This is a genomic window from Pseudoalteromonas thalassia (genome assembly GCF_049257215.1).
Classification (GTDB): domain Bacteria; phylum Pseudomonadota; class Gammaproteobacteria; order Enterobacterales; family Alteromonadaceae; genus Pseudoalteromonas; species Pseudoalteromonas lipolytica_C.
Genome location: NZ_JBMMUE010000013.1, coordinates 41,317 through 67,481, shown reverse-complemented (window position 1 = coordinate 67,481; position 26,165 = coordinate 41,317). Strand labels below are relative to the sequence as shown.

The window sequence follows — 26,165 nt, the reverse complement described above, 5'->3', positions numbered from 1 at the left end:
TCCTTAATTACTGGTAATGGTAACAAAGCTAGTAGCGAACTCTTTTTCGCCTTTAATTGTGACTTTGCCGTCTTTCGTTAAGTCGATTTCAACGCGGGTGTAATCTCGGCCACCTTCTTCACGAACAACCTCGACATTAAGTAGGTAGCTACCAGGTTTAACTGGATTGCCTTTTAAATCTTTTCCTTGCCACTCAATGGTATAAGTACCAGGGCGTTTTGTTGCACCCGTCACACCATCGAAGTTGTCGTTGCTACGGCCGGCTTTTCGCCACCATTGACGTAAGTCTTTAAACCATTCAGCTTTTTCGACCCAAAGTGCAATAGTGGTAACGTGTTTACGTTCAGGTGTTTCTAGCCATAGCGCTACGTAAGGGCGATGATATGGAGAAACATCTAGCTCTGGTAAGGTGAACTCAACGGTTAGGTTGGCGTCTTTTGCAAAGCTCAGTGGGCTGAATAAACAGCTGATCAATAGAGCGGCGATTAAGTAGTGGGCTTGTTTCATTAAGATACTCCTTTAAGTTGAGGCACCCAAACTAGATAAATGACCAAAGGCGTGGCAACACCAAGAAGCGTTAACCAAAGGCCTGCGGCCCGTTTTTTACGGTTTTGAAAGAGAATAATTAATCCGGTGATGGCAAACAGAATCATCAAAACAGCCGAGATATCAATGACCCAGCTCCATGCTTTACCTGTATGGCGGCCTTTGTGTAGGTCGCCAATCAGGCTCATAAAGCCACCGGTTTGATAATCAATATTGAGCTCGCCCGTTTGAAAATCGATTTCGGCGTAAGCAAAGCCTGCTGGCAGCGGGTAGTCGAGCATCACCAAAGCATCTTCTTTTTCCCACTCAATACTTTTTACATTACTGAGTGAAAATTGCTGCTGCATGTACTGTTCTATTTCAGGGTATAGGCTCGGTAACGTGTCGAGATTAGCTTGTGCTTTTTCGAATAACTCCGCAGAAACAAGTAGTTGGTTCTGACCATTATGTTTATCATTTTCGAGCCAACTAACGTGATTCAGAATAATGCCGCTGACACAAAATAAAATAAGTAAAAAGAATAGGGCAGTTGAAAGGTATATATGTAAGGCACGGCTTACACTATAAAAGCTGCGTTTATTTAAAGAAAACATAATTAGGTGTATTTGTTTGTTATACGTATATGATAATGATTTGCATTAGTGATAACAAGCGAGTTTACGTTCTTTACATTTCTTTGCGTTAGAAATGAATAGCAAGATAAGCCATTACCGCAAGTTGCGAGCTGAGAAAACAAGCAAGCAACATTAAGCGGGTGTGTGTGGTCAGTTTAGTTTGAATTAGGGTTGGTTTATTTGGCGCTGATGGGCGGTTAATTAAATAGGCTAAAACGCTTAATTCAATCACCGCCACCAAATACATAACCCAAATTGGCGCGGCACTTTGTAGTAAAAAAACATACCCGATAGCCATGCCCAAACCTGCTAAGAACTTAGCGCGAGTAGGAACGACCTTATATTCTTGCCAAAACCTTAAAGGCTGGCCGTATCTAGGGTGGTTTAGCAGCCAGGCAGAGAGCTTAGGTGATGAGCGGGTAAAGCACGCCAATGCTAGTATAAAAAAGATAGTTGTAGGCATCACAGGTAATGCAATACCTATGATACCTAAACCCACCATCAATAACCCGAGTAATTGATAGCAGCCATTTTTATAGGCGGTAAACGCCGCTCTCACATTCATCAATAAAATTGGGCCTGATAAAACTTAAATCGTTGCAGTGCTTGCTCTGCACCTTCTATCAAGGTGGCCTGTTGCTGTTCACTGAGCTCAAGGTTATCAATAAGATGACTTAGTTGACAGCCTTTAGAGTACTTACTGGCTTTAGCAAGGTAGCGCGCACCACGTTGATTATTTAACTTTAGCTCAGCTTCAACTTGTTTACCTAATGTAGTTGCAGAAAATTGCGACCCTTCAACTACATACAGCCAACCAAGTACATAGGCAAAGTCTGCATTTTGAAAGCGACAGGGTTGATATTTATGATTTGGTAACGGGTGTTTTAAATCGTTTAAATCCTGCTCGATTAAAGATAATCGCGTACGATCATGTAAGTTATCTATATACTGATGTAAACCAGCATGTTCGTATAGACCTTTTAATTCTGATTGAAAGGCATACTGTAAGGTTAAAAACTTTTTATAGTTATCTAAATCAGCACTAGGCGCTAGTGCTAATAGATGATGGTCAATATCATCCGTGATGGTGTTTATCGCTTGTTTTAGCTTTTCAGCTCGAGAAAGTAGCTCGAGTATTGACATGAATATGTTCCTCTGCAACGTCTTCAAAGTAAATGCACGGGGTAGTTGATGTTGTCATAGGGTCTATACCCATAATTTCTAAGAGCTAATTTGATATAGCTACTATACAGCTTTTATCAATAAATCTAGCTCAGAATGGTGCTATATAATAATGATTTTCATTTGTATAGCTATAAAATGTTTTTGCTATAGGTACAGATCGGACCTGCATCAATAGAACTGTCAGCACTTGGGTCGTGAGGTAAGAAGTTTGCTAATAACTACAGAGCGCTAAAAGTAGCGTAGAATTGTTGTGTGTTTTCGAGTAAAGATAAAGCAAGGAGACTAGCTCCTTGCTTATGCGTATTGGTGTTAGAAATAATAACCAATATTGATATTGAAGCGGGTTTCAGTCTCGTCGCTGTCGCCAGCAATTGAACCACCAACAAATGGTTGGTTTTTCGCTTGTACAAAATCAAAGTAAGTGAATAAACCACCTGCAGCGACAGATACACCGGTTACGTTCATCCATGTATCTTCGCTGTTGTCTGACTTGTCGTAAATAATGCCGTAGTCATTATAAAACTGCAGGTTCGTTACCGGACCCCATTCTACAGGAAGGCTATAAGCGATATTGGCATTGGTCATGGTCGCTTCTGCGGCGATACTATCGTAAAAGGCATAAGCACCCACGGCCATGCGGTTTACGTTATCAATATCGTAGTTATACTCACCATGCTGTAGTTGGAAATTCCATGGACCAATTGTGCTGTTTAAGTGCACAGCCCAGGCATAGTAATCGCCGGCTTTATCTTCACCATCATGTAGTCCGCCAGAAAGAGCTGAGACACCAAGCTCTGTTGTGCCACCGTCATGTTCAAAGTGATAGCCATATCGGCCAGAGAAAGTGTTGTATTCACCAATAGCATTGCCTGGTTCAGCATATACACCTTCTTCGGCTGAGCGAAAACCAACTACATCGTAAGAGTAGCGGTCACTTCTGTCGCTTACATAACCGTCAACGCCACCTAACTCATCATTTTTGAAAAAGCCAAGATCAATTTGCCAGTTATCGGCCAGTTTACGTTTAAATAGTACACCTAAGTCGTGGTCATCTTCTAAACCAACATAGTAAGTGGTACCAAAAAAGTAGTTATGTGAATTATACGGCCAGTTACCAAAAGGGACTTTAGTAATACCTGCCTGCACCTGCCAATCTTCGGCAAAGTCATAGGCTGCGTAGGCATACTTAACAGCGGTCATGTAATCGAAAAAACGGATCTCAGCGTTTAGCTGCACATCACCAACATCACCTGCAAAATTAAGCCTGAAAATATCAAAGTCAAAGTCGCCACCACGATTTTTATTACCGTCATTGTAAGATGTATGACTAAAGTTGGTACGTACAGCGCCACCTACTTTAATACCTGATTTTTTCTCAGGTGTTGCTACAGCAGCTGTTTGCTGCTCAAGTTGCTTTTGTTGCTTTGCTACTTGTGCATCAATTTGCTCTTGCTTTGCAGCTTGCTGTTTTGACTTTTCTTCTGCAGCATCTAGCTTTTGCTGAAGTTGTTGCATTTGTTGCTGAAGAAGCTGTAACTGTTTTTGAAGGTCATCGATTTCAGATGCCTGACTAAGACTAGAAGTAGTGCCCAAAGCAATAGCAAGGGCTAACTTTGAAAGTTTAAGCATGAATAATCGCTAGTATTGGAATCGGTACTATAAAGCATAGATGATATTTGTGATGAACCCAAGACTAGCCACATAAAATTAATATTAATCAACTAGTTTAAATTTTCTTTATGGTTCAAACGTCTTTGTGATTGCGCCAACTTCGAGAAGTGGTGAAGCATCGAGCTGATCAGCATCCATCATAGCAGCGACTCGTTGCATAGATGAAAGTAGTAAGCTTTGCTCCCATTCTTCAAGAGCGGTGAATTTCTCTATGAAGTGTTCTTGTAAGGGCTGCGGAGCCTGATTAAGCAGCTGTTTTCCGCGCTCGGTTAAATACAAACTGACACGACGTTTATCAAGTTGACTGCGCACGCGGGTGATGAGCTCTCGGCTCTCAATGCGGTCTAAAATATTTGTCACGGTTGCAGGGCTTAAGTTCACATTCTGGGCAATTCGACTTGCCGTAATGCCATCGGTTTGTGCAACTTCGTTCATAATGAGTAGTTGTGGGCCTGTCAACCCTGATGTTTTATTGAGTTGTTTAGAGTGTAGGTCGATAGCTCTAATCACCTTACGTAACGACACTAATAGCTCGTCATACTTTTGCATGTTTCTGTCTCTTAAATTGGCGACGCTCACAGCCGCAATCGCGAAATATTACATGTCTAATAAATTGAGTTCAAATAAATAATGGCTATCTAAGCTATAAATACTGTTTAATATCGCTGGTTTTGAGGTGGATTATTTGTTTAGAGTAAGAATAAAAATTTAAATTTAGTCAATTAACTTTAGTAAATGTTCTTAGGACTTAACATGCACTTATAAAGTGACTTACCTTTTTGTAGTAAAACAATTTATGTAAATAACTAAATATTATTTACTAATGACGGTTGCATTGGGTAAGGTTGGTTTTTCTTTCATCAAATGGGACGAGTTATGAAGTTATCGCCATCAGTTACGATTGAGCAAAGTGAAAGCGGACTTGAGTTTATTAAGGTTGCAAGCGAGTTTTGTACAGCGACGATTTTTTTACAAGGTGCACAAATTACTGAGTTCACGCCAACCGATAAAAAGCCACTATTATGGGTCTCTGAATTAGAAGATTACCAAGAAGGTAAAGGTGTGCGAGGTGGTATTCCGATTTGTTGGCCATGGTTTGGTGTAAGCCAACATGAAGGCTGGCCTGCGCATGGTGTTGCTCGTACAAGTTTATGGCGTGCTGAAGAAGTAAAAGAACAAGACGATTCTATTTATATCAGCTTGTCATTGCCTATGACGCAAATTGATGAAAAGTATTGGCCTTATAAAACTAAGCTATTAGCCGAGTTTATTTTAACCTCTAGTTTAGAGCTGCGTTTAACAACCACTAACTTAGATAACCAAACCGTTCAGTTTACTCAAGCACTGCACACATATTTCCCAACGCCTGCAATCGAAGAAACAAAAGTAGATGGTCTGCAAGGTGCGAAATACATCGAATTTGCAGAAGGACCATTTGAGCAAAATGAACTCGTATCGTTTGCACGTGAAACTGACATGGTTTACACCGAAGCGAAAGATACGCAACGTATCATCACGCCAGATGGCATTATTGAAGTAGGCCGCGAAAATTCAACATCGTGTGTACTTTGGAACCCATGGATCGAGAAATCAAAACGGTTATCAAATTTTGCTGATGACGAATATCACGTGATGTTGTGTCTAGAAGCCGCTAATGTACTTGACGATGCAGTAGAGCTTGCACCCGGTGCAAGCCATACACTTGCAACAAAACTACGCTGGGTGTAACTTATACCCAAACCACCTCAAGATGCGAGTTTCAGTTGGAATTAAAAGCGATTTAGGCAAGGCATTGATTGCAAGTAATAGTGGTTCTATTATTAAAATCAATAACGCAGTATAAATCGCTTTTAAACCAACCCTTTGGGCGCTTCACAGGCACTTACTCTCATCGTTGTTACTTCTTAAAAGGGACTGCCATTCTTGCAAAGTAACGCCTTGATATTAAGCACCTGTGAAACGCTGAATTCTGCATCTTGAGGTGGTTTGGGTATATAAACTCAGTGTTAGCACGTAAGGCCGGCACAGCTGGCCTTTACAAGGAATTACCGTGTTTAGTAATCAACAAATAGAAACCCTTCCAAAGCATCAAACGATTCAATTTCAGCCACTTGCAGAAAATGCTATCTGGCAAGTACAAATAAATTGGCTATTATTTTACATCCCATTGATGCTCACAATTATTGTGGTTAGGCACTTAAATCAAGGTTTGACCGAGGCAGTTGCAGCACCTTGGTTAGCTATTTTACCTGTCCTTGTCGTAATCTCCCTGAGCTATAACTATTTTAGTGTGCGCGCCAAAGGCGTGGCTGTACGCGAACATGATATTGCATTTAAACGAGGTTTAATTTGGCAACAAGTTACCCTATTGCCTATTTCTCGCGTGCAGCATACCGAAATTCATCGCGGCCCAATTGAGCGAAAATTAGGCTTAGCAACACTCAGGCTTTACAGTGCGGGTGGCATGAGTGCTGATTTACATATCAGCGGGTTAACTGACGAACAATGCAATGATGTCCGTCAGTTTGTGCAGGGTTATGGTGATATCACATCAGCTCAAGATAATGAGTTTGCCGATGAATGATCAGCAATGGCAACGTGTCTCGCCATGGGCAATACTGTACTTTATTGTTCATTTTGCACTGCGCTTTATAAAAGATGGCCTTTTGAACTTATTGCCAATTTTGGTGCTATTTGTCACTCAAGTAGAGCAAAAGCTGTTTTGGGGGCAGGTAGCCGCTTCAGTCGCTTCAATATTTTTAATGTTATATGCCTTTGCTTATTATCGTAATTTTAAATATCGCATAACGGATGGTAACGAAATACTGCTCAATAAAGGGGTATTCAAGAAAGAGCGATTAACCTTAAAGTTTGCTCGAGTACAAAACGTAAATATTGCTGAACCTTTTTATTTTCAGCCGGTTAATTTAGTTAATTGTATATTTGATGCTGCCGGAAGTAGCGCTCAAGAAGCTGTGATCCCGGGAGTAAAGCTTAGCTATGCCGAGCATGTACGCGAACAAGTGATGGCGTTTAAGGCTCAGTTAGAACAACAAAATCAGCCGCCTATTGAGCAAAGCGAAGCCGTTGACAAGTCGCACACCTTAACGATTAGCAATGCTGAAATTGCTAAATTTGGTTTGATGTCGAACATGGCGATTTTGGCCTTAGCCGCACTGGCTCCATTTATGAATGTGATTCTTGAGTACCTCGAAAAAAATATCATAAACCGCCTTGAGGCCATGCTTAATGAGCAAGCTGCCTTCGTTGGCAGCGCCGCCGCAATAGCAGTGTTAATCATGGTTATTGCAATTGTTTTGTTTGCCATTTTACTGTCTGTAGTGATGGCTTTAGTGCGATTTTTTAATTTTAAGCTTTATTTTCAGGACGATAAGTTTAAGCGTGTGGCAGGTTTATTTGAGCGTCAGCAACTATCGATTAGTGTTTTGAAAATTCAAAGTGTGCAAATCAAACAGAATATTATTGCTAGGCTCCTTAATCGCTATACCTTAATTTGCCCACAAGTAAGTAGTGGCGGTATAGCCGCTGGGGTCGCGGCACATAAAAATAAACAAACTTTTGTGATGCCAGTCTTAACTAAAGAACAAGTGCAAACTGTGTGTCGTTGGTTATTTCCTTGGTTTGTTGATTTAACAGAGCTTCACTTTATAAAGCCAGAGCGGGCTTTACTTTATAAGAACACACTTTTATACGTGCTACTGCCAACTATAGTTTCTGCTTTAATTTTCAATGCTTTATTTAATGCTACTATGATGCTTTGGAGCATTTTAGTGGCTCTGTTGTTGATGATTGGTGTGTTTTTAAGTTATCAAAAAACAGGTATGGCGATGTATGAACATGATGGCCGTTTCTTTGCTGTATTTAAAACAGGCATGTTAGGTATTCAATATCGTGTTTTTGAAATTTACAAAACGCAAAGTGTTACAACAACAAGCACTTACTTAATGCGCCGATCACAGCTTAAAAGCTTGTATATACAACTAGCTTCTGGTTCTGTATCAATGCCTTACTTAAAAGCAGAGCTGGCTGAGCAGTTTGCTGATTTCGCCCTATATGAAATAGAAGGCGTTGAGCGGAATTGGTTTTAAATGAAAATAATTCTCAATAACTTTATTTTTGTGTTGATTTTAGGTATGATAGCGCAGTGTTAAGTAACTGGGCTCATAATGATTTATTTTTTACCTACTCTAGCTATCTTTGGTGTTGTCGCTTTATTGTACTTTGTTCATTCTAAAAAAGAGTGCACCGGGTTGTGTGTTAGCTTTGCTGTGACAGGCATCGCTTTGTTGTTAACAATGACCATGATGCTGGCTGGCTTAGGTGCGCTAAGAAGTAGTTTAATGTTTGCTGCGACTATTTTTATAATCTATCAACTGCTCGGTTTAGTTAGGCCAATTAAAATAGATTAATTTCTTACATTTTTTTACTACAATCACTTAAAAAATGTACGCATACTAATCCTTGAACTAAGCAACTTGCTAATCAAGGATTGTGATGAAAAAAGCCCTATTAACGGTGGCGCTACTTGCCGCTGGCCACGCTTCAAGTCAAGAGACTTGGCAAACTATTCATACCGAACACTTTAACGTGCATTTTAGTACGCAGAACCAGCAATGGGCCCGCTCCGCGGCAACCGAACTTGAAATTGTCCGCGATAAGGTATTAAAACAGCAAAACCGTGCCCTTGATGAAGTCGTCGATGTGTTGGTTTTCGACCCATTCAACGCCTCGAATGGCTTTGCTCTACCGGTGACAAACAAGCCTTTAATGGCCTTGTTTACTACACCACCGCAATCTGACACCGTGATTTCTAATACTGATGGTTGGCAGCAACTATTGATTTTGCACGAATATATTCATTTAGTGCACCTTGCTCAGCCTACACGAAGCGATTTACGCCAAGCTATTCGCAATAGTTGGGATATTTACGATTTAGTTGATGGTGAAATGCCGCGCTGGGCCGCCGAAGGGTATGCAACCTTACTTGAGTCGAAAATGACTGGTCGCGGGCGTTTATACGATAACCTTTCAGAGGCGATACTGGTTGAATTTGCACAACAAGGTGCGCTGCCACGGTATGGTCAGCTAAGCAGCACCGAAGGGGGCTTTTTAGCTGGTTCTATGGCGTATTTAATGGGGTCTCGCTTTCTTGCATGGCTTGAAGAGAGCTATTCAGCGCAAACTCTTGATGCAGTTTGGACGCGCATGCAAGCGGTTAAATCGCGTGATTTTGATGAGGCCTTTAGCGGCGTATTTGACGACTCACCAGAGCGACTCTATCGTCGTTTTATTGCCGAATATACTTACAAAGCTATGGCTAAAGAAGTAAGTGAGCAAGCACTTACAAGTAAGCTTTGGTTAGAACTTGATTTATACGCCTCGAACCCTGTTTTAAGTTTAGATAACAGTAAACTTGCTATTGTTGAGCGAAACAAAGATGACGAAACGCGTTTAGTTATTTACAGCACTGATGATAATCAACAGGCAGCAGATGACTTTGCGAAAGAACAGCAAGCGCTACTCGATGATGACCCTGCTGATATTGCTGATAAAGCACCGCGTGTTTTTAAACGTAAACAAAAACATGTGCTTCATCAAATTAATAGACAGGGCATAAAAAACCCACAGTGGTTAGACGAAAATACCCTGTTCTTCACCGCCACAACAACCGTTGCTAAAGGCGCTATTCAGGGTATTTCTGACTTATACCGTTATGATATTGAGACCGGAGAGGTCAGTGCATTGACGCATCATGCAGGGCTGCGCCGTTTTACAATTAGTGATAACGGACAAACGGTTTACGCTGAGCAAGCTAAGCATGGCTTTTCGGAGCTGGTGCGGTTTGATCTCAATACGGGTGTCGCAACACCTTTATTTGAGAAAAGCCTAGAAACGGTTTATGACTATCCATTATTAAGCCCTAATAAAACTCAGCTTGCTTATTTAAAAGCGACATTGAATGCTAATTGGCAGTTGTATATACAAGAGTTGGATGGTCAGCAGTCACATGCCGTGCCTATGCCTGAAGGCTATCAGTATGTGTCACAGCCCAACTGGCAAGCTGATGGCAAAGGACTTTATTTTGTAGCGGGTAAAAATAAAGCTCTCGATTTGTATCATTATGATCTTCAAAGTAATTCACTAAGCCAATTAACACAAGGACAAGAAGCTGTCGCACACCCAATGGCAATGAACAATGGTGAACTTTTGTATTTATCGATCACTGCTGAAGGCCCGAACATTAAGCATTTTGCTGAGCAACCACACGGATTAGAGGTTGTTGAGTTTGCTAAAAGCGCAGCTCCGCCGCGAGGAGATGTAACGAGCGAAGTATTACCTGAGGCGAAGATTTACCCGCAAAGCCCAACTGAGCCAGCCAATTATGATGTATGGCAGCAAAAGCCGACTTTTTCGCTGGCATCTCAATATTATTCAGCTTCATCTTCACTTCTTACCCTTGGGGTTAAAAGTAGTGACTTTTTAAAGCAGCTTGATTTACAAGCAGGCTATAGTGCTGATTTACATGATAAAGCATTGGAAGGGGTGTTCGCGGCGGTTAAGTACTCGAAATTTGATTTAAAATTTAAAGCGTTGTTATTTGATTACGACCTTGAAACAGCAAGGCAATACCATTCTCAAATGTCGCTGGACTTAAGTAACACTGGGGCACATTTTGCCATGAGTTACCCAATGCAGTTTCAACAACTTAGTATCACACCGAGCCTAAGCTATAACTACAGTGATTTTAGTGAAGGAGATGATCAATGGTTAACAGTTGGTCTTAAGCAAAAATGGCAACATGATAGGCAGCGTTATGGTTTTGCTCAGTCTGTGAGTGCCCAGTGGTTATCCGGTGATGCTGACTCAAACAATTGGCAGGGCTATAACTTTGCCACCGTATTGAGCGGTTATGCCTTTGATATTCCCGTTTATGTTAATTTCGCTCAGCAATATCGCGATGACAGCGCACTTGCTTTAGGTGGCTATGAGTCAAATTTAATTAATCAAGAAACGCAAAGTGGCTTTATTGTTGCTCCAGAACTGCCGTTTATTAGCCAGCTAGGTGAGCGCTATAAAGGTTATGGCGGGGGCATAAGTTACAAAGATTCACTGCCTTGGCTTTACTACCAACAGCATCAGGTTGATAACCGAGTCTATGCGCAAAGTTACGGGCTTAAATGGCAGGGAGATTTTAGTTTTGGTATGGGGCCTGCGGGCTTGAATGATGTAAATATTGACTTTGGCGTCGCCCGAGTAGAAGGCGACGACTTTGAAAATGATTTACGAGCATGGCTAAGTTTTTATTACTCGTTATAACTTAGTGTTTTTCAGATAAAGCGAAAAGCTTGGCGTGATAAAGCGCCAGTTTTTCGTCTTTATTTTCTATCTCTATGGCTTTTTCTAGCCACTCTTTACTGCGTTGTTCATTGCCTTGCTGATAACTAATAATTGCTAATTCAATATAGGGTTCAGATAAGTACGGGGCTAACGCAATAGCATTTTCAATCTGTTGCTTTGCTTTGTAATATTTACCATTGTTGCGAGCGTTAATCGCGGTTGCTAGCAATTCAAACGGATCTTGCTCAAGCAAAGCCAGTTGTGAGTTGATTTGCTCAACTAGTTCAGGATCATTAAGTTGCTTGGCAAGTACTGCGTAGTTGTGCAGTAAATTAGTATCATCAAGGTCATAGTGGATAGCTGTTTGGTAAATTCGCTTTGCGCCCGCTAAATCACCCGATTGGCGATGTAAAACTGCGGCTAAATTATAAAGTGAGGGGGCATGTGGTGTGTATTCGTTAGCTTTTAAAATATAGCTGTAACTTAAATTGAATTGCTTTTTAGCCAAGGCCTCGCTTGCTAAGTTACTATAATAACGGCTAATTAAGTCTTTTAAATCGGCACGGCCTGAGTAAAAGCTACCACGCGCTGGAAAGTAATCGATGACAGTGCCTGGTTTTACTAAGTAATGCTCGTCCTCATTTAGTGGTGCGTAAACTTTTGTTCGAAAATGGCCCGATACATACACTATGTTGCTTTGTTTACTGTAAACCGGTTCACTCGACACCGCCTGAAAGCCTGTTTTAAGCCCAGCAAGCTGAGCATAAGCTTGGGTTAAAATGGCGAGGCTAATACAGTTACCTTGCTGCCTACGTAATGCCTCTTGCGCACTAAGGGTGGCACTATAATAGTTAAAGTTAGTGAGTTTATTTTCTAGATAGTGATAAAGAATTTCATCATCTCTTAAGTAGTCACCTTGGCGCTGCGTGAAATAATCAAGGAAACGTTTTTGTTCATCAGCAGGTAAAGTAAATAACGCGGGATCAGGTAATTCTACTTGTTGAAATTTCTCTGCGGCCATCAAGCTGGCGACACTGGGCGGCGCAGCAAGTTGTTGTTTAGTGCTTTTACAGCCAACCAAAAAAGCACTTAACACTAATGCATATATAACTAATTTCATTGCTTTCTCCTGCTGAGCACTCTTTGTTCAATGTACCCATATTGCCATAACTATTCAAGCTGCTTAAAAAGTGTCATTGATTGTAAACACCCTGTATGGATATCTTGCCAGCAAGCGGTTGTTTGTTTTTTATTCTTTATTGCATTCTAGCGTTCTCTCATTACAATGCCGCGCTCTTTTAAAATGCATAAAAAACAATGGTTTACTTTGTTTTTATGGCTGATTTATAAATTGCTAACTTATTAACTAAATTGTAACGAGAGAGGTCTATTTTGGCGCATTTTTTGCCGGTTATTTCATGCTTTATTTTGGCGTTTAGCTTTTATCCGCTTTTAAATAAAATCCGTAAAAATCGCAGTGTGTCGGGCGTTTCGTTATTAATGATGAGCTTTGGTGTTGCGCAAAGCGTGTATTTCATTACTTATAATCTGTTCTTTCAGCGCTTTTATATGGCACTACCATTTATTGTTACTGGTACGCTAAGCGCACTGATCCTTTACTACTTTGCTCGCTATAACGCAGCTCGTGCGCAGCGGTTACAATTGGTTGGATTGCTATTGCTGTCGATGATCCCTTTTTCTTTATTACTTAGCCCATCTCTTGAAACTGAAACAGTACTCAATTGGTTAACCTATGTGGGGTTAGTCATGAGCTCTATTCGTGTTATGCCGCAGACTTATAAAACCATTAAAAGTGGTGATATTAGTAATTTAAGTGCGCGCTACTTTAGCCTGCAATTTGTTGCTGGAAGCTGTGGCCTCGCTGCCGAGCTTGCTATGGCGACACCGAGCGTGTCTCACATACTGACTTTTGTAATGATATTACTGACTAATGCTGCACAACTAGGGTGTATTCAGTATTATAAATCACGCCCTGCAATGGCTTAAATTATGTAAAAACAAAAGGCTGCCAATTGGCAGCCTTTTTTGTGGTGCTTTGCTTATGCTTCGAGGGCTTTACTAATTAAGCGATCGATATATTGCTTATGCGCTTTAGCTGCGGTGTCTGCACCCCATGGCACGCTCATATCAGCAATTTGATTTAACTGATAAAGCGCAGCTGCTTTGGCTAGGTTGTCGTGCTTACTCGCTTTACCTAAACCAGCAACCGCGATTAGCTGATTCACATATTCAACTTGTAGATTGTGACTTAAGGTATTTGCTTTTTTGCTGTCTACAAAAATGCTTGCTGTTAAGTCATTCATAAATTGGTTAAGTGAATACTCGTTGCCATACATAGCGCTATCTGAAATACGCAGCATGACAGCCGGGTGTAATAACTGAGCAAGTACCAGCTTTTGCATGCCTAAAATCATGCCATGTGGTTTAGGGTCTTCGTTTTTACCATAATGGTTAAAACCACGACGTTGCTGTAGCAGGTAGTTATAAATTGGCTGCATGCTAGCAAGCACATTTGGTGAGAACACTTTGTCAGCTAAAATTTGCATTGCATGTTGCTGACGCTCAAGTGGCACTGGCGTAAATGGTGCGCCATTTTTGTCATCGCCCACCACATTTCGCTCTACATAAACACCACCAATTTGACGAGATACTACGCCAGCTTGTGTTCGGTAGCTTCTAAATAAAATGTTGGCTGAGGTAACAAGTTGTTGGTATGACTCACCATCAACAGTGGCTTTGTCTTTAAGCTCAGTAAACAGCTTATTGATAAGCTCCATACGATCATCAGCATAAGCGGCAGGGTTAGATGACATATCGCCAATCATCACACGAGGGTCGATATGACGCCCTGGAGCACGCATGTCATCAGCATCATTACCAAAAGCTAAAGCGTGCTCAGATGAACGAGCGAGAATTTTTTCAAGGCGCTGTTGTTCGGCATCTTTATCAGCTAAAGCTGGGCTATAGCCATATTCAATCGCCCAATCGTCATAAGGGCCGGGTTTTGTTTGGAATATATCACCTTGCTGCATGCCAATAGGGGCAATGTTTGCTGGTGCATAATCCATCACCGAGCCAGTTACGATACCTTGGGTTTTACTTTTATCGTGAACTTCTTTTTCATCCCACAAAATTGACGATTTCATATTGTGGTTAAGGCCAAGGGTATGGCCTACTTCGTGTAACACCAGTTGAGTTAAGCCTTGGCGTAAAATTTCTTTGTCTTCAATGCTTGCACCTGCGCCTAAGCCTTTAGCAAGTATCATGTTTTCTTGAATGCTGTGACCTAGTGAGCAATGTAATTCAGGGTTATTTTTGCTCGTTTCAAGCGTAGCTGCACCTTGGGTGTATAAGGTGTCGTACATCCAGCGGTTTTTCATGAAAACATACTCTAACATGATGTCAGAGCCTAAGATCTCACCGGTTAATGGGTTAGCAAGGGCTGGGCCATAACCGCCAAATGGAGGGCGTGGTGATGCAGTCCAGCGCAATACATTGTAGTTAATATCGCCAGCATCCCAATCAGCGTCATCAGGTTGTATTTTTACTTCGATAGCATTTTTAAAGCCTGCTTTTTCAAATGAGCTGTTCCAAGCTAACACTGCATCACGAATAGTATCTCGCCACTCAACTGGCGTGGTATTTTCAATCCACCAAGTAATTGGTTTAACTGGTTCAGAAAGTGCGGCTGATGGGTCTTTCTTCTGTAGGTCCCAGCGCTTGATGACATCTTCATACGGTGCCCAGTCTGCAGATGTCATATTATCGAATTGATTGGTGAAATAACCAATTCGTGCATCATCTAAACGTGGTTGATAGTTGTTGCTTGGCAGTGCGACAAATGAGTGTTGTACTTTAATTGATACATTACGTGGATCGCTTACTGCACTTGAGCCACGTACTTTTGGCTCGGCATTAGTAAACACGTAATCAACAACAACATCGAGATTATTTGGGTAAGGGCGTTGCGTGGTGATGCGTGATTTTTTGTCGTCTAATTTTCCAAGTTTAAAGCGTTTGCTAGCATCTTTATCTTTTGGATTTACCCAAGGTGATACCTTATGCAGTGCTTCACTTAAAAAAAGCTTATCAACGTTAAATGCTATTTTGCCGTTTTCTTCTTTTTCAATTTTAATACTAGCAAGTACAGCTTCGCTTATGTTGGCATCGGCAGCGCGAGCAAGCGCTGAGTTTTCGTCAAATTTGTAGCGAGGAGTTTTACTTACAATATCAATACGGTCAAAATATTTACGAAATTCAATTAATTTTGTTTCACGGTATGCCCCTCTGAAATGACCCGCATCTGTAACACCGTCAACTGTGTGGGCAAAGTATACAAAGGGTGTATCAAGCTGAGATTGGTCTATAACCATTAGGTTATTACCGGTCTTGTCATCTTGGTAGAGAGTAAAGATACCAGCATATTCACTTTTATCTTTGATCATTTCGGCAAGTGTTTCTGGCTTTTTTTCTTCTTTTTTAGCTGCAATAGCATGGCCATTCATGGCAAGCGCTAGGCTTAATGCCAAAGCAATATTTGTTATTTTCATTCTAATTGTTCCTTTAATTATTTCTCAAATCAGTTTAATGAAATAAACCCATGATAAAAGGTTATTTGTTAACAAGTGTAAGGGCTGTTTTGTAATTCTTTGATATTATTTTACTTTTGTTTGTAACAAATTGTTCTTAATTGGCGTTTTTTAAATTTGTTGCCAATTTTGCCTGTTTTGTAACAGTTACTTACAAATGTCACATTAATGTTTCTGTCAGCTTTGGTATGATATGGGCAGTTAAAATATTAAAGGTGTAAGTTATGAGCACGAGATTACTAAAATGGATATTGCCAATCGTTGCTTTAGCGGTCGGTATTATTGGCTTTATGGGTATCAATGCTATTGCCCAAGAACCAAAAGACAAGGAAGTGGTAGATGTTCGACCTCTTGTCCAAGTTGAACCTGTTGCCAGCGATGATCATCAAGTGGTTATTAATAGCTACGGTGAAGTGAAGCCACTTGAAAGTACATTATTGGCATCGCAAGTCGCAGGCGAAGTGACCAGTTGGCATCCAAACTTTGTACCCGGTGGAATTGTCGCTCGTGGTGAAGTGTTATTCACTATCGAGAAAGACAACTACGAAGCCGCTGTACTTCAAGCTGAAGCATCATTAGCAAGTGCTCAAGCAGCTCTGATTGAAGAGCAAGCACAAGCTAAAGTTGCATTGGATGAGGCAAGACGCTATCCAGAGCGCGAGCGCACGGACTTATTCTTACGTAAACCTCAAGTTTTAAGCGCGCAAGCAGCTGTTAAATCAGCGCAAGCAGCACTTAAACGTGCTGAGCGTGACCTTGCGCGTTGTGAAGTGAGAGCACCTTACGATGCGTTAGTGATCAGCCGTGAAATTGGTGTCGGTCAATACATAAATGTAGGTAGCCAGGTTGCTGAGCTAAATAACATTGAAAGTGCAGAAATCATCGTACCAATTGCTGGCTTTGACAGCGTGTTTTTACCTAAGCGCTTAAAAGGCGTTAAAGCGACCATTATCAATAAAGGCTTAAACAGCTTTACTCGTGAAGCAGAGATTGACCGCGATCTAGGCGTTGTAGATAACGCGACACGTATGAGCAACTTAGTGGTTCGTGTTGAAGACCCATACGGTTTAAAGCATGACGTACAACCAATTAAATTTGGTGCTTATGTACAAGTTAACTTTGCGGGTGCCATGTTACAAAATATCTATCGTTTACCGCAGTCTTTGGTAAATAACCAAACAGTGTGGATTGTAAATGATGAGAATAAACTTGAACCACGAAAAGTAACTGTAGTGCGTGAAGAAGGTGAGTACTTCTACATTAGTGATGGCCTTGAAGTGAATGACCAGCTTGTTCTTACTTTACCTGAGTACCCTCAAGCGGGTATGGAAGTAAAGATTGCCGGTATGAAAGAAATGACAAGCGATGCAGAAACTGCAGCGGTTGAAAAGCTTTAAGGTAACACTATGACTGATACAAACACAGAAAAGCAGTCAGGCCTGATAGCCTATTTTGCTAATAACTCGGTCGCTGCTAACTTAATGATGGTGTTTATCATCATCATGGGGATCATTAGTTATTTCACTATTCAGCGCCAGATGTTCCCGAATGTTGAAATTAACTATATTGAAGTACAGGCCAATTATCCGGGGGCCTCACCACAAGAAATTGAAGAAAGTATTCTGATCAAGATTGAAGAGTCACTAAAAGATGTTACCGAAATTAAGCGCGGTGTTTACCGCTCGTTTCGAAATAGTGGCCGTGCCAGCCTTGAGATAAACACAGATGCTGAGCTCACTGATGTGCTCGACAAAGTGAAGTTACGCGTCGACAGTATTGCCACGTTCCCTGCGGGAATGGAGCCTGTCACCATTAGTCAGGTTGAATTTCGTCAAGACGTGATCGGTATGACGCTCGTTGGTGATATTCCGCTGACAGAGTTAAAGCCTGTAGCAAATCAAATTGAAGATGAGTTGCTGCAATTATCAAACGTATCGCTGGTGCAAAACGATGTGCCGTTAGATGAAATAGCGATTGAAATTGACCCAGACTCACTGCGCCAATACAACTTAACGTTAAGTGATGTAGCTGGTGCTGTTCGTCGTTATTCTGCCAACATCTCTGCCGGCCAATTACGCACTGATGCAGGTATTATCTCTGTTCGTGTTGAAAACCAATATTACAGTGGTGAAGAGTTCCGCCAAATTCCAGTCAAGGTGGGGGCTAATGGTGCGAAGGTATTGTTGCAAGATATCGCTGTAATTAAAGATCAATTTATTGAAGGTGAACGCTACTTTAAATTTAACGGCGAAAATGCGGTTTATTTGTCTGTAAAAGCAACCAAAGAACAAAACATGATCCCGGTTGCAGATTCAGTGAAAGCGTATATTGATAAGAAAAACAAAGAGCTGCCTGCGGGCTTGCGTCTTGAACCTCTTATGGATATGACCTATTACCTTAACGCACGTTTAGACATGATGAAAACCAACCTAATTCAAGGGGCTATCTTGGTTGCCATTATGTTGTCTATCTTCTTACGCTTTAAGTTAGCGCTTTGGGTAATGATTGGTTTACCTGTGTGTTTCTTGGGCGCAATGATGATGATGCCATTATTTGGTATCAGTATTAATATCGTGTCGTTATTTGCATTCATTATGGTGCTGGGGATCGTGGTCGACGATGCCATAGTCATAGGGGAAAGCGCCTACACCGAAATTGAGAAAAAAGGCGGTGGTGTTGTCAATGTAGTGAATGGTGCAAAACGTGTTGCTACCCCAGCTACATTTGGTGTACTGACTACGATTGCTGTGTTTGCACCGTTTACATTATCAAGCGGGCCAGAAAGTGCATTTTTCTTTGGTATCGCGGTGGTGGTTATTCTGTGTCTAATATTCAGCTTGATTGAGTCGAAGCTTATATTACCTGCTCATATCGCCCACACTAAATTTCCGCCTATTAATCCAAACAGCTGGCGTGCTCGTTTTAATAAGCGCTTTTTTAAGTTTGTAAATGGTCCTTATAAAGCATTTATCGTACGTTGTGTTGAATGGCGCTGGCTTGTTTTATTTTCTTTTGTGGGCTTATTAATTATGACGTTTGGTTTGATTTCATCAAATCAAGTGCGTGTTGTTCCAACCCCAAAAGTACCGCATGATTTCCCGCAAATTCGTTTAGAAATGAATGAAAACGCGTCGGATATTCAAACCATTAACGCAATTCGAGAAATTGAAGCGATGGTGGTTAATGTTGATAAAGAAACCGAGCGTGAATTTGGTCAAAAACTTATTCGTGACATTTTAGTTTTTAACCAAGGGCGTACTGAAGCGCAGCTTTTAGCGCCACTTGTTGATGAAGATCTTCGCCCATACAACGCATTTGAATTATCTCGTCGCTGGCGTGAGCAAATGCCAAGTATTGCTGGTGTCAAATCATTACAAATTTACGATGATGTGAATGGTGGCGGCATGGATGGTGAGTTTGGCTACTTACTGTATGGGCCTGACATCGATACATTGAACGAGGCAGGTCGTCGCTTTATTCAATTACTGCAACAGCAAAAAGGCTTATTTGATATTAGCTCAACCATCGACCCGGCGAGCAAAGAAGTGCAATTAAGCTTAAAACCTGTGGCATATGATTTAGGGTTAGATCTTGCCAATATCGCAAACCAAGTTGGCGCAAGCTTCTACGGTGGTGAAGCGCAACGTGTTATTCGCCGTGGCGAAGAAGTGCGCGTAATGGTGCGTTACCCTAAACTGACACGTGAAGCATTTGCATCTCTTAAACATGCAGTAATTACAACACCTGAAGGTAAAGAAGTACTATTAGGTGATGTTGTAGAGCTGACTGAAAAACCAGGTATTAGCTATATTCGCCGCGAAGGAGGTTATCGAACTGTGTATATTTATGGCAGTATCGATGAAGAAGCGATTGAGCCAGGCGAAGTCGTTAAGCAAGTTAAAGAGACTCTTTTACCGCAACTTAAAGAAGAGTATCCATCAGTTAAAACTGAGCTAGGTGGCTCAATTGAAGAGCAGCAAGCACAAGCTAATGAGCAAATTATGTTCTTCATTGGTGGTATGATTTTAGTGTATATCTTGCTTGCAGTACCGCTTAAGAGCTATTCGCAACCACTCATTGTAATGTCGGTTATTCCATTTAGCTTAACCGGTGCAATTTGGGGTCACTTATGGTTTGGTCTAGACATTAGTTTAATGTCGGGCTTTGGCTTAATTGCTGCTGCTGGGGTGGTGATCAATGACTCACTGGTCATGACTGACTTTGTAAACCAAGCGCGTCGCGAAGGGCTTTCTACACGTGAAGCAGTTATAGAAGCAGGGTGTGCACGTTTTAGAGCAATCACACTGACTTCAATTACGACCTTTGCCGGTGTATTACCAATTATGTTTGAAACCAGCTTACAAGCTAAGTTCGTAATTCCAATGGCAGTAGCACTTGGTTTTGCGGTAATGTTCGCAACCTTAATTACATTAGTACTTGTTCCATGTTTGTACATTGTAATGAGTGATGTGGGCAATGGTGTTCTTAATATCTTCCGTGCAGGTTATAGAGTGGTTACCAGAACTAAGCCAGCTCATAATTAGTACAGACTAGCTATTTAAAAGCCAACCAAACGGTTGGCTTTTTTGTTACTAAAATATAGTAACTATTTGCTATATATAATGTTTGATTACATTCTTTTGTTTGATTTGTTTTCTGGTCGCGATTATACTCATTTTGTTTTTGGCAAACTAACTGAAAGGTTAGGACGCAAAGTTTCCGGTCTAAGGTTTTAAGACTATGATAGCGGGACCGCTGATAAGCACATAATCTACGTGCTTTGGTTCTTTTGCCTCAAACTTTACATAAATATTTTGTTCGATTGTTACTATAGTACCTATTCGTTGCTCTTAGGGTGATATTTTGTTTATGCATACGTCAATGGCCTCTGGAAGATGGTTGCCAATTGGTTGCTTAAATCATCATACCCAACTTTTTGTTGGTGATAAGGTGATAGTGACCTTTTATGACATGCAAGGAGAGCTAGTCGATTTATCATTCGAATATGCAATTGTGAGCTCAGATGATGGAGAGCCTCATAATTGGCCTCGCTCTGTGGCTGAACATATTAATGTGCATATTCCGTTGGTTAAAGCGGGCAAAATGACAGAGCAAGGTTTGGTGGTTGCATACCGTTCAAACCAAATTTATGCCCTAGAAGGTTCGGGTATAACGCATGTAAAAGTGGCGTTTAATTGCATCGCTAAATGTGAAGAGCGAGTACAAGATAGATTAAACGAGTATGACTATGTCTACCCACAAGCATGCAATGATTACAATGCAGGTGTAAAAGTACTTCAACCTAAAACGGGTCATATTTACATGTGCAAGCCATGGCCGTTTAGTGAGTTTTGCCGTGTTAAAGATTCACATAACCCACTCTTTGAACCGGGAGTTGGGAAAAGTTGGGCTATGGCGTGGCAACAAGTGTCACATTAACAGTTTCCCCCTAAATGCTATTTTAGCATTGCTTAGCCCACTCAATTTGAGTGGGCTTTTTTAATACCAACCCGCAATAATACTTATACCAAACCGCAATAATACTTAATCATTTTGAGGGATTAAACCTGTCGCTAACTGCGTTAAAAATTTCTCATTTAGAACAACTAAATAACGAAATTTTTGCCTTGTTATCAACGAGGTTTCATTGCCTCAAAATAGACTACTTAATTAAGCGGATTGGTATTAATCATTTTGAGGGATTAAATCTGTCGCTAACTGCGTTAAAAATTTCTCATTTACGACTGCATGGATGCAGGAGGTAGAGCAATGCAGGAGCAATTGCCGAGAACAACTAAATAACGAAATTTTTGCCTTGTTATCAACGAGGTTTTATTGCCTCAAAATAGACTGCTTAATTAAGCTGATTGGTATAATTCTGTGATAAACTGCCAGCAATTCGTTTTTTACTTTGGTTTTTCCCTGTGTCATCAAAATCGTATTCTTTGTCTTTATTAGCGCATCCACCTGTTGCCAAAAAACACCCTCATCAATTAACTACTCATCAACAGACTCGCACCGATAATTATTATTGGATGCGTGATGATGAGCGTGAAAATGAGGATGTATTAGCGCATCTAAATGCCGAAAACGATTATTGCGACAAGCAACTAGCAGACATAAAACCACTGCGCGAACAATTATTTAATGAGTTAAAAGACCGTATTGTAAAAGACGACAACACGGTACCTGTGAAAGATGGTCAGTATTGGTATCACTCAGAAGTACGTGGCGATGATGAATATGCGCGCCATTATCGCAGCAGCTCAATAGAAGCGCGCGATAAGCACTTGTTGTTAGATGTAAATCAATTAGCCGGCGATTACGAATTTTATGAGTTGGGCGAAGTGGCTATTAGCCCTGACGAACAGCTACTTGCTTACTCAGAAGACACCGAAGGTCGCCGTATATATACCGTGCGTTTTAAAAATATTGCCAATGGTGAGATGTTTAGTGATGTTATCGAAAACACCGAAGGTCAAGTGGTATGGGCTAATGACAGTAAAACCGTTTTTTATGTGAAAAAAGACTTACAAACTTTGTTGGGTTTTCAGGTTTACCGCCATGTTTTAGGCACTCCGCAAGCTGATGACGTACTGGTTTATGAAGAACAAGATAAAAGCTTCTTCATGGGGCTTGGCAAAAGCCGCGATGAAAGCCTTATCATAATTGATCTTGCGACCACAGAAACAAACGATACTTGGGTGCTAGATGCGAATAACCCAGAGGGGGAGTTTAGCGCTTTAATGCCACGCGAAGAAGGCCATGAGTTCGATGTCGATAAGCTAGGTGATACCTTTTACATTGTGACTAACTGGCAAGCGAAAAACTTTCGCTTAATGACTGCGACACAAAGTACCGTTGGCGATAAAAGTCTTTGGCAAGAACATACCCCGCATCGCGAAAACGTGTTGTTAGAAGGGGTTGAGATATTCGATGACTACCTTATCCTCACTGAGCGAGAGCTAGGCCAAACACGTTTTGTGGTAGTTAATCAGCACGATCAGCGCTTTACTTTAGAGTTTGATGATCCTTGTTATTATGCCGCAATTGCAATGAACCCAGAGCCGAATGTGAGCACTGCACGCATTTACTATTCGAGCTTAACAACGCCGGGTTCTTTGTATGATGTTGATTTAAAAACCGGGAACAAAACCTTATTAAAACAACAGCAAGTACTCGGCGAGTTTGACCCGCAAAACTACCGTTCAGAGCGTTTAATGATCACCGCAAGAGATGGCGAACAAGTGCCGGTGTCTTTGGTTTATCGTATTGATAAATTTAATAAAGATGGCACTAACCCACTACTGCAATATGGCTATGGTGCGTACGGAATTACCATCGATCCTAGCTTTTCAAGCAGCTCATTAAGTTTGCTAGACCGTGGCTTTGTTTATGCGATTGCGCATATTCGTGGTGGCGAAATGCTAGGCCGTCACTGGTATGAACAAGGTAAAAAGCAATATAAGCAAAACAGCTTTAGTGACTTTATTGATGTTACGCGTGCTCTTACTACGCAAGGCTATGCACAACCAGAAAAAGTATTTGCCTCTGGTGGTAGTGCTGGAGGGTTACTGATGGGGGCTGTAGTAAATCAAGCTCCTGAGCTTTATTTAGGTATCGGTTGTCATGTGCCATTTTTAGATGTGCTAACCACCATGCTAGATGAGAGTATTCCTCTTACTACGAATGAATATGACGAGTGGGGCAATCCAAATGACCCTGCGTTTTATGATGTGATTCAGGCATATTCGCCGTACGATAATATTAAGCCGCAGGATTACCCTAATATTCTCGTAACTACCGGCTTTCATGACTCTCAAGTGCAATACTGGGAGCCAATGAAGTGGGTGGCAAAACTGCGTGAATTTAAAACTGATGACAACATTTTGGTGTTTAAAACCGATATGGATGCAGGCCATGGCGGCGCATCTGGTCGTTTTAAAAGCCTTGAAGAAAAGGCATTAGAAATGGCGTTTTTTATTGCTTTATTACCGAATTAAGGCTTAGATAAATAAGTAAATAACGTTTATAAGCGTAAACTCAAGTTGTATTTCAAAGAGGTAAGCATGTTTAAAGCCCATGGTGATTGGCGCTATTTTGTTGAGCCGCCAGTGATTTATGTGGAAATGAGCGGCAGCTTTAACAAAGAGGCGGTTGCTTCATTTAGCATTGAAGTCGGTCAAGAAATCATGAAATACCCTGAACAATCAATTCAGTATGCAGTAGTGAATTTGGAGCAATTTGAATTAGCGACGGCTGATAGTATTGAGATTGCAAAGGCTTACTTTCAGGCCGTAAAAGCGCGAGGCTACAAACGTGTTGATTATATTAAAGCAAATATCATTGCCCGCAATTTGTTAGAAGTAGTTTGGTCGGGGGTAGAAATGGATATTTATTTTCACCCAGATGCCGAGAGTCTTTTTCAAGCAAGGCCTGAGTACGAAAATTTAAGAAAGTGGTTAAAGTAAAAAAGCCCTCAATTGAGGGCTTTTTAGTCTCTGTTCTAAACATTAACCAAGGTAAGCTTTTAACATCCAAACAAGTTTCTCTTGTTCTTTAATGTAGTCACCCATCAATGATGCTGTACCTTCGTCGTCTGCATCACCTGCTTGCGCTAAGATTTCACGCTGCATCTGAATAAGCGTGCTGTAACCCGCTAAAAGATTTTCAACAGCAGCAGTACCTTCAGTGATATTTTTAGCTTCACTGATCTTGCTTGCTTCAATATACTCAGAGAATGCATGCACAGGTGTACCACCTAAGGTTAAAATACGCTCTGCAATCTCATCTACTTTCTCAAGTAGTAAGTTATAAATTTCTTCAAATTTAAGGTGTAATTCAAAAAAGTTTCGACCTTTGATATTCCAATGAAAACCACGTGCGTTCATGTATTGAATTTGGTAGCAGCTTAGTAAAGAGTTTAGTGAATTTACGATGTCTTCACTTTTTGCGCTGTTTAAACCAATTGCATTTACCTGTGACATAGATTGCTCCTTAAAAAACCGTTAATTGTTTACTTGCTAGTGCTTGGTGTTAAGTATTAGCCATCTTGGTTAATCTGTAAAATGGTTTAATTCGAACACCGTGATAGGCTTTACCTATCATAGGCGGTTTTTACCCGCTAGTGCACTATCAACATAACATTGAATTACCTGTTATATAGACTTGGGGCAACTGAGCAAAAAATCTACCTTATTTTGCAGATATGCAAAAATTAAGCAGAAAGTATGATCTAAAACAAAGTTTGTATTAGCTGATAAACACGCCGATTTAGAACTTGATTTAGGTCAAAAAAGCAACGAAATAGAAGCGCATAATGACCTTACCGCATTTAACCAGGAGAATAAAAATGGACGGTAAAACAGTTAAAGAAAGTAAAGCTGAAATAGTTGTTGTAGTGATTGCATTACTTGCATTTGTTATCGGTTTAGTAGGTCATTTAGCAGGCGCTAGCTTCGCAAATTTTGATACCTTTGGTTACATTGCTGCACCAGTACCACTGATTTTAGGGATCATTGTATTAATCTCATACAAAGTAGCTGCAAGTGCTGAAGATTAAAGAATCACTCACTTTGATTTATAAGCTTAATAATGTAATCCATCACTTGGCGTGAGTAGATCATACTGGTGTGACTCAAATGAAACACCTTATGCTCTGCCATGCCATTGAGCTTGGTTTCATCTATCAAAACCGTACCATCAGAAACACTGCCTTTGGCAATCAGTGGCATTAGCCCTATTGGTAAGTCGCCAGCAATACTATAAAGCTTGGCATTAAACGGCCAATCCCCATTCTCTGATAATAAAAATTCCACACTGTTTTTTAACAGCATTTCAAAGCCTTTTTGCTGCATTTGCTTAGCAATATGGCTGCCTTTATGTGGGGTGCCTAAGGTGATTACCTTTTCGACATGGCGACTTTGTAGTGAATTGGCTTCAAGGTAAGCGCGGGCGACTAACCCCCCCATTGAATGGCAAACCAAGGCGGTTGGCTTACCATTAATAAAGCGATCAATCTTATCGAAAATTGCCGTTCTATCGGGGGAGAGTGTATTGTAGGTCAAATTGAGTATTTTAAGCCCTGACTTTTCGAGACGCGCACACAGAGGGCGCATCACAAAGCCCGACATATAAAGTCCGTGTAATACTACAACCTGCCTAATTGCCATCGCATTCC

General features: G+C 41.0%; 21 protein-coding genes, 1 pseudogene and 1 riboswitch. Of the genes and pseudogenes, 12 read left to right on the top strand and 10 right to left on the bottom strand.

Annotated elements, in window-relative coordinates; all coding sequences use genetic code 11:
• Positions 1-3: 3 nt before the first annotated feature.
• The 6 genes and pseudogenes from AAEU31_RS15205 to AAEU31_RS15180 form a co-directional block, all read right to left on the bottom strand.
• Positions 4-507, bottom strand: coding sequence for a DUF2271 domain-containing protein (locus tag AAEU31_RS15205; protein WP_421967638.1), 504 nt, complete (start codon positions 505-507; stop codon positions 4-6).
• Complete coding sequence (locus AAEU31_RS15200) at positions 507-1,139, bottom strand: PepSY-associated TM helix domain-containing protein (protein WP_421967637.1); 633 nt, start codon at positions 1,137-1,139, stop codon at positions 507-509. Before AAEU31_RS15200 ends, AAEU31_RS15205 begins: the two co-directional genes overlap by 1 nt.
• Positions 1,140-1,335: 196 nt before the next feature.
• Positions 1,336-1,725 (bottom strand): annotated as a pseudogene (locus AAEU31_RS15195) (YbaN family protein); the annotation flags it as partial.
• Positions 1,725-2,303, bottom strand: coding sequence for a biliverdin-producing heme oxygenase (locus AAEU31_RS15190; protein ID WP_135923022.1), 579 nt, complete (start codon positions 2,301-2,303; stop codon positions 1,725-1,727). The gene AAEU31_RS15190 and the pseudogene AAEU31_RS15195, both read right to left, overlap by 1 nt.
• Positions 2,304-2,654: 351 nt before the next feature.
• Positions 2,655-3,974, bottom strand: coding sequence for a porin family protein (locus tag AAEU31_RS15185; protein WP_253039024.1), 1,320 nt, complete (start codon positions 3,972-3,974; stop codon positions 2,655-2,657).
• Positions 3,975-4,082: 108 nt separating this feature from the next.
• Positions 4,083-4,565 (bottom strand): MarR family winged helix-turn-helix transcriptional regulator, encoded by a 483-nt coding sequence (locus AAEU31_RS15180; RefSeq protein ID WP_135923020.1) that lies wholly within the window; start codon positions 4,563-4,565, stop codon positions 4,083-4,085.
• A gap of 327 nt (positions 4,566-4,892) precedes the next feature.
• Between AAEU31_RS15180 and AAEU31_RS15175 the strand changes: the two genes are divergently transcribed.
• The 5 genes from AAEU31_RS15175 to AAEU31_RS15155 all read left to right on the top strand — a co-directional run bounded on the left by AAEU31_RS15175 (position 4,893) and on the right by AAEU31_RS15155 (position 11,354).
• Positions 4,893-5,744 (top strand): D-hexose-6-phosphate mutarotase, encoded by an 852-nt coding sequence (locus AAEU31_RS15175; protein WP_135923019.1) that lies wholly within the window; start codon positions 4,893-4,895, stop codon positions 5,742-5,744.
• A gap of 322 nt (positions 5,745-6,066) precedes the next feature.
• Complete coding sequence (locus AAEU31_RS15170; protein WP_135923018.1) at positions 6,067-6,600, top strand: PH domain-containing protein; 534 nt, start codon at positions 6,067-6,069, stop codon at positions 6,598-6,600.
• On the top strand, positions 6,593-8,125 hold the full coding sequence (locus AAEU31_RS15165) for a PH domain-containing protein (RefSeq protein ID WP_421967636.1): 1,533 nt from the start codon (positions 6,593-6,595) through the stop codon (positions 8,123-8,125). Before AAEU31_RS15170 ends, AAEU31_RS15165 begins: the two co-directional genes overlap by 8 nt.
• A gap of 78 nt (positions 8,126-8,203) precedes the next feature.
• Entirely contained in the window at positions 8,204-8,446 is a 243-nt protein-coding gene (locus AAEU31_RS15160; RefSeq protein WP_135923016.1) for a hypothetical protein, read from the top strand.
• Between the two features lie 85 nt (positions 8,447-8,531).
• A complete protein-coding gene (locus AAEU31_RS15155) occupies positions 8,532-11,354 on the top strand; it encodes a TolB family protein (RefSeq protein ID WP_421967635.1) in 2,823 nt (940 codons plus the stop codon).
• 1 nt (position 11,355) lies between these two features.
• Here the strand turns inward: AAEU31_RS15155 and AAEU31_RS15150 are convergent, their stop codons facing one another.
• Entirely contained in the window at positions 11,356-12,495 is a 1,140-nt protein-coding gene (locus AAEU31_RS15150; protein WP_421967634.1) for a tetratricopeptide repeat protein, read from the bottom strand.
• Positions 12,496-12,767: 272 nt separating this feature from the next.
• Between AAEU31_RS15150 and AAEU31_RS15145 the strand changes: the two genes are divergently transcribed.
• Positions 12,768-13,382 carry a PQ-loop domain-containing transporter gene (locus AAEU31_RS15145; RefSeq protein ID WP_138558883.1) on the top strand — a complete coding sequence of 205 codons (615 nt, stop codon included), beginning with the start codon at positions 12,768-12,770 and terminating at the stop codon, positions 13,380-13,382.
• Between the two features lie 53 nt (positions 13,383-13,435).
• Here the strand turns inward: AAEU31_RS15145 and AAEU31_RS15140 are convergent, their stop codons facing one another.
• Positions 13,436-15,946: a zinc-dependent metalloprotease gene (locus AAEU31_RS15140; protein WP_421967633.1), complete on the bottom strand. Its 2,511-nt coding sequence runs from the start codon at positions 15,944-15,946 to the stop codon at positions 13,436-13,438.
• A 263-nt stretch (positions 15,947-16,209) separates the two neighbouring features.
• On the opposite strand from AAEU31_RS15140, the gene AAEU31_RS15135 reads away from it, so the two are divergent.
• From AAEU31_RS15135 to AAEU31_RS15115, 5 genes are all read left to right on the top strand, one after another.
• Entirely contained in the window at positions 16,210-17,382 is a 1,173-nt protein-coding gene (locus AAEU31_RS15135; protein WP_135923011.1) for an efflux RND transporter periplasmic adaptor subunit, read from the top strand.
• A 9-nt stretch (positions 17,383-17,391) separates the two neighbouring features.
• The gene (locus tag AAEU31_RS15130) at positions 17,392-20,529 is read left to right on the top strand and encodes an efflux RND transporter permease subunit (RefSeq protein WP_135923010.1); all 3,138 of its coding nucleotides are present in this window, start codon (positions 17,392-17,394) and stop codon (positions 20,527-20,529) included.
• 131 nt (positions 20,530-20,660) lie between these two features.
• Positions 20,661-20,745: riboswitch (cyclic di-GMP riboswitch) on the top strand.
• A 109-nt stretch (positions 20,746-20,854) separates the two neighbouring features.
• Positions 20,855-21,424, top strand: coding sequence for a chitin-binding protein (locus AAEU31_RS15125; protein WP_135923009.1), 570 nt, complete (start codon positions 20,855-20,857; stop codon positions 21,422-21,424).
• 485 nt (positions 21,425-21,909) lie between these two features.
• A complete protein-coding gene (locus tag AAEU31_RS15120; RefSeq protein ID WP_421967632.1) occupies positions 21,910-23,988 on the top strand; it encodes a S9 family peptidase in 2,079 nt (692 codons plus the stop codon).
• A 66-nt stretch (positions 23,989-24,054) separates the two neighbouring features.
• Positions 24,055-24,456: a hypothetical protein gene (locus AAEU31_RS15115; protein WP_135923007.1), complete on the top strand. Its 402-nt coding sequence runs from the start codon at positions 24,055-24,057 to the stop codon at positions 24,454-24,456.
• Between the two features lie 42 nt (positions 24,457-24,498).
• On the opposite strand, the gene AAEU31_RS15110 is transcribed toward AAEU31_RS15115, so the two are convergent.
• A complete protein-coding gene (locus AAEU31_RS15110; RefSeq protein ID WP_054552310.1) occupies positions 24,499-24,972 on the bottom strand; it encodes a Dps family protein in 474 nt (157 codons plus the stop codon).
• A gap of 365 nt (positions 24,973-25,337) precedes the next feature.
• On the opposite strand from AAEU31_RS15110, the gene AAEU31_RS15105 reads away from it, so the two are divergent.
• Positions 25,338-25,547 carry a hypothetical protein gene (locus AAEU31_RS15105; RefSeq protein WP_054562952.1) on the top strand — a complete coding sequence of 70 codons (210 nt, stop codon included), beginning with the start codon at positions 25,338-25,340 and terminating at the stop codon, positions 25,545-25,547.
• A 4-nt stretch (positions 25,548-25,551) separates the two neighbouring features.
• Here the strand turns inward: AAEU31_RS15105 and AAEU31_RS15100 are convergent, their stop codons facing one another.
• Complete coding sequence (locus AAEU31_RS15100) at positions 25,552-26,157, bottom strand: PGAP1-like alpha/beta domain-containing protein (RefSeq protein WP_421967631.1); 606 nt, start codon at positions 26,155-26,157, stop codon at positions 25,552-25,554.
• Positions 26,158-26,165 lie beyond the last annotated feature (8 nt).